Source organism: Vibrio sp. Hal054 (assembly GCF_037162405.1).
Classification (GTDB): domain Bacteria; phylum Pseudomonadota; class Gammaproteobacteria; order Enterobacterales; family Vibrionaceae; genus Vibrio; species Vibrio diazotrophicus.
Genome location: NZ_JARLUT010000003.1, coordinates 194239 through 202108, shown reverse-complemented (window position 1 = coordinate 202108; position 7870 = coordinate 194239). Strand labels below are relative to the sequence as shown.

Annotated in this window: 8 protein-coding genes and 1 pseudogene; 4 read left to right on the top strand and 5 right to left on the bottom strand. The window is 43.3% G+C overall.

The features are described from left to right. From P4S58_RS23660 to P4S58_RS23645, 4 genes and pseudogenes are all read left to right on the top strand, one after another. Positions 1–534: pseudogene (locus P4S58_RS23660) on the top strand (type II secretion system protein); the annotation flags it as partial. Between the two features lie 59 nt (positions 535–593). Then, a complete protein-coding gene (locus P4S58_RS23655) occupies positions 594–932 on the top strand; it encodes a hypothetical protein (protein ID WP_337166323.1) in 339 nt (112 codons plus the stop codon). A gap of 17 nt (positions 933–949) precedes the next feature. Beyond that, on the top strand, positions 950–1396 hold the full coding sequence (locus P4S58_RS23650) for a hypothetical protein (RefSeq protein ID WP_337166321.1): 447 nt from the start codon (positions 950–952) through the stop codon (positions 1394–1396). 107 nt (positions 1397–1503) lie between these two features. Continuing rightward, complete coding sequence (locus tag P4S58_RS23645; RefSeq protein WP_337166319.1) at positions 1504–2259, top strand: hypothetical protein; 756 nt, start codon at positions 1504–1506, stop codon at positions 2257–2259. Between the two features lie 23 nt (positions 2260–2282). Here P4S58_RS23645 and P4S58_RS23640 read toward each other — a convergent pair whose 3' ends face one another. Genes P4S58_RS23640 through P4S58_RS23620 form a run of 5 tightly spaced genes read right to left on the bottom strand, consistent with a single transcriptional unit; the run spans position 2283 to position 7853 of the window. Further along, positions 2283–3170, bottom strand: a complete 888-nt coding sequence (locus P4S58_RS23640) for a hypothetical protein (protein WP_337166317.1) — start codon at positions 3168–3170, stop codon at positions 2283–2285. Continuing rightward, complete coding sequence (locus P4S58_RS23635) at positions 3167–5800, bottom strand: hypothetical protein (protein ID WP_337166315.1); 2634 nt, start codon at positions 5798–5800, stop codon at positions 3167–3169. The genes P4S58_RS23640 and P4S58_RS23635 overlap by 4 nt, the downstream gene beginning before the upstream one ends. Then, positions 5801–6442: a hypothetical protein gene (locus P4S58_RS23630; RefSeq protein ID WP_337166313.1), complete on the bottom strand. Its 642-nt coding sequence runs from the start codon at positions 6440–6442 to the stop codon at positions 5801–5803. It abuts the gene before it with no gap. After that, a complete protein-coding gene (locus tag P4S58_RS23625) occupies positions 6439–7557 on the bottom strand; it encodes a hypothetical protein (RefSeq protein WP_337166311.1) in 1119 nt (372 codons plus the stop codon). Before P4S58_RS23625 ends, P4S58_RS23630 begins: the two co-directional genes overlap by 4 nt. Then, positions 7554–7853, bottom strand: a complete 300-nt coding sequence (locus tag P4S58_RS23620) for a hypothetical protein (RefSeq protein WP_337166309.1) — start codon at positions 7851–7853, stop codon at positions 7554–7556. The genes P4S58_RS23625 and P4S58_RS23620 overlap by 4 nt, the downstream gene beginning before the upstream one ends. Positions 7854–7870 lie beyond the last annotated feature (17 nt).

The following is a 7870-nucleotide window of genomic DNA, read 5'->3' as shown; positions in this document are numbered from 1 at the left end:
GCTCTAAGTACAGGTTACATTGAGCAAGTCGATGCGGATGTACAAAACTACTTTGCAGGTGAATTAAAAGTAGGTGATGACACAGACTACACCACCCTATCCAAAGGTAGTATTTTCACCACGGGGAATGTGTACGATGCAAACAGTCCAGAATACATGCTTGATTTAGACGGAATAAGCCGTATTGAAGATTTGGCCGTCGGTAGTGTGGGCGAGGCTTTGCTATCTGAGCGCTTGCCGAACTACGTTTTAAAAGGCGTACTACTTTCGCAATACAATGACCTTGTTCCCATGCCTGACTGCGGAACTCGGGGATATGAAAGGATTGTTGTTACGCCGTTTCAATGGAGTACTTACTTCTTGAACGCAGGAAACATCACCATGAACAACAACATTAATAAGTATCCTGTAACTAGAGAAGGCACAAACTGGCGAGTAAAAATGAGAACTTACAATCCTGCGAACAAGCAAGAAATGGATGATACGAACGGTTATGGACTATCTCACATCTATTGCTATTACCCTGAAACGTAGAAATGTTTGCAAAACCATAAAACATAAATATAATGAAAATGACAGATTATTGGTGATATATGACTTTTTCTAAAAAACATGCACTTGCATCGCTAGTATTGGTGGCTGCAATGGGACTATCAGGATGTGCCTCGCCAAAACAAGAAGGCAGAGCCATTAACTTTGCAAAACTTGAACGTGTGTCTGTGGGTATTTCAACACAAGATGACGTAGAAAAGCTCTTTGGCTACGCACAATCTGTTGAATACCCTGATGACAGAACGGTACTTAAGTATCGTTACACTTATTCTTCGCATAATGAGAATGTTCGTCAGGCCGTAGACTTTGTGTTTAATAAAGCTCAGCGTCTGGTAGATGTGACCATTAATGACGGTCAAACGTTTGAACCAGCAAAATAGGTTTGAGAGGTAAACTTATGGTATTAGGCCGAACAACTTACTACATTTTGTCGGTGCCAATGGTGTTTGTGACGTTGCTTTATACGTCCATTGTTCGACGTATGTTCTACTTAGTACCTAGTGCCATTCTTTCCCTTTTTTCAGAAAAACAGGGTGGTGGGATTATCGTACGTGTGCTTATCGTGTTTGCGATTAGTACCTTCGCTCTTCACGGGTTCCTATCTCTGCCAATTGATATTTATATGTCCCACGCAGGCACAATAGAAAGAGCTTGGAATGCTGGGCTTGATAGTTTAACGGAGCAAGCTGTAACAGGAACAAACCCGTTTGCATATGGTGCTCGAAATCTCGTGATCGGTGTTTGGATTCCTAAACTGCATGTGTTCTGGGGAATGGTACTAACTCTGGTTAGTTTCGCCTTGTCATGGCTGATCGACAGAGTAATACGGTCAATCGAAGACTAACGTTTCTTTACGTAAGGCCGCGATAAGCGGCTTTTTTATTATCTAAATATTCACCCTCCCTTTTTGCTACAATGCGAACCTATACTGTACACCCGAAGAGTAACTTGATGCCCAACTCCATTCGCGCCACATTTAACACGGTGATTGAAGAGCTTACTGCTGTGAACCTTAAGTTAGATAGCTTGTTCACTACATTGCTCAATTCTGGCCAAATGTCTGACAGGCAGAAGTTGCAGATTAAAGAAGAGATTGGCCAATGTAAGAGTGCACAAAGAACGCTGCGTAAAAAGCGTGATGACTTAATGAATATTATTTTTGACCTAATCGAGAACCGCGACGTAGAAGAACGCACCAATATGGCGTTGAAGCAGCTACAGACGATTGAAGAAGTAGACTTGGCCAACATGCAGATCAAGTCAGAGAAAGTGCTAAGAAATGTAGATAATAAGCTGCGACAAGATGCAATGTCGGCAACTTTGCGTGAAGTGTGGACCGCTGAAACATTTCCACTATTTAGTGCTATCTACAACATGGACGAAGATGCGCCTCTCGGCGTGGCCAAGTATTATGCACAATTGGCTTTGTATCAGAACGCAGTATTGACCAAGCGATTTAGAGAGGACAGCGATATAGGGTACTCTATAGATGCGCCAGTATGGACCTACGACACACCACCAGACATCTCCATAAGTTCAATAGACCAACTTGCGGAGAAGATAGCGACAAAGCTACAGAAGCGAGAGATCCGCTATAACAGCTTGTTGAGACAGCTTTCTCAGCAGGAAACAAAGGTTAATGTTCAACCCAAAAGCGTCGTTGCTATAACGATGAAAAAAAGGCGAACCATTAATAGCGGTAACTAGAGAAGATTAAGCGCCAATGGCGCTTAATCTTGGTCATTATGAAATTCTAAGAAGGGAAACCACGCGTTAAGTTTGCCCTTCATAAGAGCTTTGTAGTAATCGCGCCTTGAAATGAACGTATCGATGTTCAACGCATAGGTGTGATAGCCATAAGCAAAATAATAGGTGGTGGCCACAAGCTGAAAACCGACCATACCAAAATAGGATATCAGAGATAACCCAGTGATGGAGTGCGCGAAAAACTCTAACGTGCCAAGGGTGAATTTATAAAGACCAAGCATCCAAAACACCAGAATCAAGACCATAGTCCAACGTAGTCGGGTGTATTGTCCTTCAACGATAGCGATGGCATCTTCACCTGTCCAACTCATTGTATTGCGAACGGACATCTTGTGATCGGACAAATAATCGTATTTATCAAATACCGAAGTAGTACTCAATAACGTTTTATAATCCTGATAGATACCTTTAACAAAGATATGCGTAAAAGGCTTGTTGCTGCGTAAATTCCTAAAAGTACAGTCATCAAGCAAGACTATGTGGTGATCAACAATCCGCTTAAACAGCCCTCGTTTTTTGATAGCAACAGACTTACCATCATCCGAAATGATAACGTCCGAACTGGGAGTGTAAGTTGGATGTTGCGGTGGCAACCCACTAGTATCATCGACAATTGGTGGGTGAAACTGAGACGCCTCACCATCAATAATGACGCTACCTTGATGCTGTGTGGTTGAAACCTCAGTAACGACAGATTTTTCAATAGTCGTAGAATATTTGATCGTTTGGACAACCCTTGAACCCTGAGTACTGTCATTGTTAAACAAATGCTCAGCATGGCCTAAGTCTACATCAGGTTTGTCTAAGGTATCTAAACGAGTAGGTGTACCTTTGGTATCTTTTATACTCATGCGTTACTGTTCGCCGTTTTAGTTGATGGGTCTTTATCTTTAGTATTGCTATTACCGCCACCAGCGCCTGATGTTGGTGCTTGCGGTTTTTGGGTGTTTTTTATCAACTCATCCAATTTGCCGGACATTGCAAGCAAGCCCTGCCCCGCCGTCTGAACCTCATCACCATGTGAACCCAACGCGCCACCGACCAACACAGTTGATACCCACACGCCTATTTCGTCCACATATTTACCAATGAAGCGGAATGAATATAAGCAAATGTAGAAAGCCGCAACCATGTAACCTGCAAAGAATACAATGACCGTGAAAATGCCATCCAGTATGCCTAAATTGGACAGCTTATTTACCCAAGAGCCCAACCATATGAGATTGAGAAATGAAAGCCCTGCGTAAGCAATGGTGAGGTGAGCGACAAAGCCAACAACAATCAAGAACTGGCGAATGAAAGTACCAAATACCAGACTAACAATTCGCTCAGTGTCGGGGGCGAAAACACCGTCGCCTTTAGGTAATCCCATGAGAATTGCGCCAAAGTTAATAGCTCCAATGGCGACCAAAGCGGTGAACAATATCGAAATACCTATGAACACCCAACCAACGATTGGAATGACAGGTATACCATAGGTTAACCCTAAGCTCGATACTAGTAACGTGGTATATAAATGGTGAAGAGTGGTAGCAATTCGCTCTATAGTGGAACCAAACATAAAGCCAAAGAAGCGGATCATAAAAGCTAATATAGGGTTCCTGTCCTTAGCCTTGTCGTCTACGGTTCTATCGAAAGCCTTATAGAATGAACTCATAGTGATCGCAGCACCTTCTACGAGAATTGCTGCATCACGAGTCTCTTGACCGAATTGGGTAAGCAGTGAAAACGGTGAGGTGGTGCCACTCATGTCCATCATAAAGCTGCTGTCACCTTCGAGTAGTGACTGTGTGCTTGTGATGTTGCCAGTATTAGCAACGGCATTGTCGGAGTTGAACTTAAGTGCTTGCCCCCAGATTTTATTTACGAGCCAGAAGAGTCCATTTACCTCACTGTCGTAATCAGCAGACTTTGGTCGCGTGGAAGGGTCTGATTTGCTAAAGTTTGCCGCCCACTTTTTAGCATCAATGGTATAACTAGAACCTGCCGCAGAAATAGTGGTTGGGATGGTATTGCGAGCTTTGATGTAACCAAGCTGTTCAATGATTGAGAAAGATTCGAGTACATGCTGAGAGGATTGGCACAAATAGCGATTGTCGCCAAAGAACGACGAGATGCTTTTCGCTGCTCGCGTAACAAATCCGACATCTTGACAAAGTGTGGCCTCGTCAATATCCGCGTTAGCGAGATCAAAGCTATTTATTTCACGATTAGTTTTATACAGTAAATCGGAGATATTCTGGAAGACCGACCAAAACATACCTGCGTTAAGATAACCACCCAACCATTCATTAAACAAGTTGGATGAAAAGTCCTCCAAATCTGCTTCTTCATTATTAGACACGCCCGTTAAAGCTTTGATGATCGCGTCGTTCGCAGTCTGCGACATGGCAGATTGTTCGTAGGATAAACGTATTGCCAGATAGTTGAGCGCGTCAGTAATTGAGGCGATTTTTCTCTCCAAGCTATCGCCAGCGGTTGCAGTTGGCAATCCACCCTCGTTCACTAGCAATGATACATCAATGGCTTTGCTGTGATTTCCTTGAGCTATTTTAGTCTCTGCGATGGTATCGGGGTTTACGCGCCCCATAATAGTGTAGTAACTATCAGCAAAAGTACTGTAGATATCCAAATACGAGATAAACGCTGTAATTGCTTCATTACGAGCGATGATATCGCCACTACGAAGACCTCCATATAGGTTCGTCTCCATTCGAGAAATAATTGAATCATTGGTAGTGGAATCATCATAGCCATAGGAGAAGGAAAAAGACCCACAATTACCATCTTTTCCGCCAAGATAGATTTTCAAAGGATACGAAGAGGCTGCTTGCGTGATCGCTTCTTTGGTAGGGAAAGCAATGTTACTGAGCTTATCAGAGCCTGTAAGCTCTCCATCATTCACGCTGTAATAGATAAGTGATTGATTGGCATTTTTGCCTATGTTTTCGTAGTAGAACTCGTTACATAGGAATGATTTGGCCAACGAATTGGATTTGCTTACCGTATCAAAATGCTGAGGAAGTCCAGAAATGTTGTAGCGAATAAGTGATTCACCCGCAATGTGCCAGCCTACATCAGCGACTCCACTGCCCCAAAGGAGCGATCCAACCGTAATAACCTGACCGTTAGAGATGCTGACGCTGTATTTATTTAGTGCATCAAGTGCATAAGTCGTCGGCATAAGTAGCATAAACACAGAAAGGACACGCACATGCATGAACTGCGTCGGCTTGGAAACCAGATTTGCTGTTGCCCCTGCGGAAAAAATGGCTTTGCCGCCAAAGAACATAAATATTATTGCGTAAGCCATCAAAGCAATGACTGTGAGACACGCAAGCAACACCATTGCTGCGCTAACGGGATGCTCAATCGTTACCTCAATGCCTGTAAAAGCATATATCCATTGACCCAACATCATTGCCAGCCAATGGGCAATAGATGGCTCATTGAACGAATTGAAAATACTGGTTTCATCCATCTAGAAGTACCCGCCTGTTAACATTCGCCAAGTCTCTGTTGGTCGCATCAAAAGTGCGCCGATAAATATTTGCCATATACACTGCCAAAAGGTTTTGTTGCGACCTTGCTCAGAACCCAGTTTGGCAAATGAGAGCCAACCAATTAGGTAATAAATTGTGCCTGCCATGACAATGACAGCGGTAAAAAACTCAAAAAATGTTTGGTTAACAGCGTTCTCTGACCAGCTACCATCTTGAAACATTCCTAACTCGTAAGACAAACAGCCAGTAGCATCACTGACCGCGCAGCTAATCGAACGAAGGGTGTCGATGGAGTAAGAATCAAACGATTCCAAAAATAGAGTGTTTGAGATAAGAGCTTGGCCTTGCCCAAAACTGGCTAAAAATGTCATTGCAAAGAATTTAGCACCCAAGGACATAGGCGTAACATCGGCCATATGCATGGATTGCATGGTCATGTTGCCAGTAAGAGCCCTCACCTTCCACATGGAGTAGCAGGCAGAACCAAAAATCACGAGAGCAGAAAGAAACGCAAATTTTTCCAATAAGAAATACAACGCTGGAATATCCATCGTTGTAATTCGAGTTAGTACCTGCTCTAACGCTGATTGAGCAGTAGCCGTGTCAAGTTCAGCGCTCATTGACGTGTTTCTTTAAGCTGAAGTGCCAACATGGAGTTGGAATTAAGATTTGTTTCGATATCAATGGACTGCATACGAAGAGATAGCGACATCATTTCGGCAATATAACGAGTCACTTCATGACTAGACGTGATGCGTTTACTAATATCTGCTTTTTGATTGTATGCGTGTTTTTCCGCAGGTGAAGCCGTATCCCAACCGCTGGGCAAAGATGATTTATCATTGGTGTTGGTAATAAGTTTAATGAACTGTTCACTAGTGTAGTAATCCACTTGGTCCTTGATTCGTGCCATTGTGGAAGCGTTGCCTTCAGCATCAGGGGAATACAACTGATATACACGCGTTAATGCAGCGTTAGGAACGGAACGAAGCAAATGCCTTCTTGCCCAGTAAGAAAGCTCTTTTGCTGAGTTCTCATCTGAGATGTCTAACATTGCTCCGTTAGCCGCACGAGGCAAGTTAGTTGGGTCTTCAACACCAAGTAACAAAGATAACGCTATCATGTGTTCTTTTTCATCGGCAGGCAGCATTGGTTGGTCACTTAACCCAAGCAGCTTCTCACCAGACAAGATGTTTAATAGCTTGCGTCCATCTTTGTTTTCAACCGCATCGTTGACCGCTGTTGCTATTTGCTGTCTGCGAGCTTGCACACGGCCACAGTTCAACCCTGAACCACCAAGTGAACAGTCAGTGATTTGGTCTTGCTCGTTAGAAAAGAAAGCTTCAGTAACAGGGTTTTCACAAGAATCGGAAAATGAGTTAACAATTGAAAGGCTACGATTTAACGTGTCACACGCGGATGCTGAAGTAGTATAGCGCTCTTCAGAAGCCGCGTTTTCAGTAGAGCTTATTGCAGTTGTCACAGATGATATTCCCGCACTGGCATTGTACTCTGATTGGTAGGTTTCATAGAGTGACATGGCTTTATCTTGAGCCATCTGCGTAAGCATCATTCCCTTTTCCTGAACCCATAAGCCAGCATCTTTAACCATTTCCTGTATTTGCAACGCGTTACCAGCAGGGTCGGTGCACACAATTGCGTATGCGCTCCCCGTGTAAAAAACGGATGCCGAGAGAGCCACCGTTACTAGATTTTTTCTCAATTGATGCTTCATAGTGGCATTCCCATGTCAGGTCCATCGATAGCTTGCTCTTGAAACAACGAATCTGGGTCTTGAGGAATGCTGTGTTCCACATCCTTGAAGTTGAAAATTGGTTGGTCACTGTTAGACACCGCGGCAAGGATTGCTTTATCCAAAGATGGGTCATGATAGGCTTTAAGTGCATCTACGCACTGGTCAAAGGAAAGCACGTTTTCTTGACTGATTTTGGCCGAAGAATTGATGACCAATGAATCTAAAAGTGGCGCAGATTCTATGCCAGAAGTAGAGAGTGAGTTTTTAAATTTCATTGAAACTTTAACCAGTG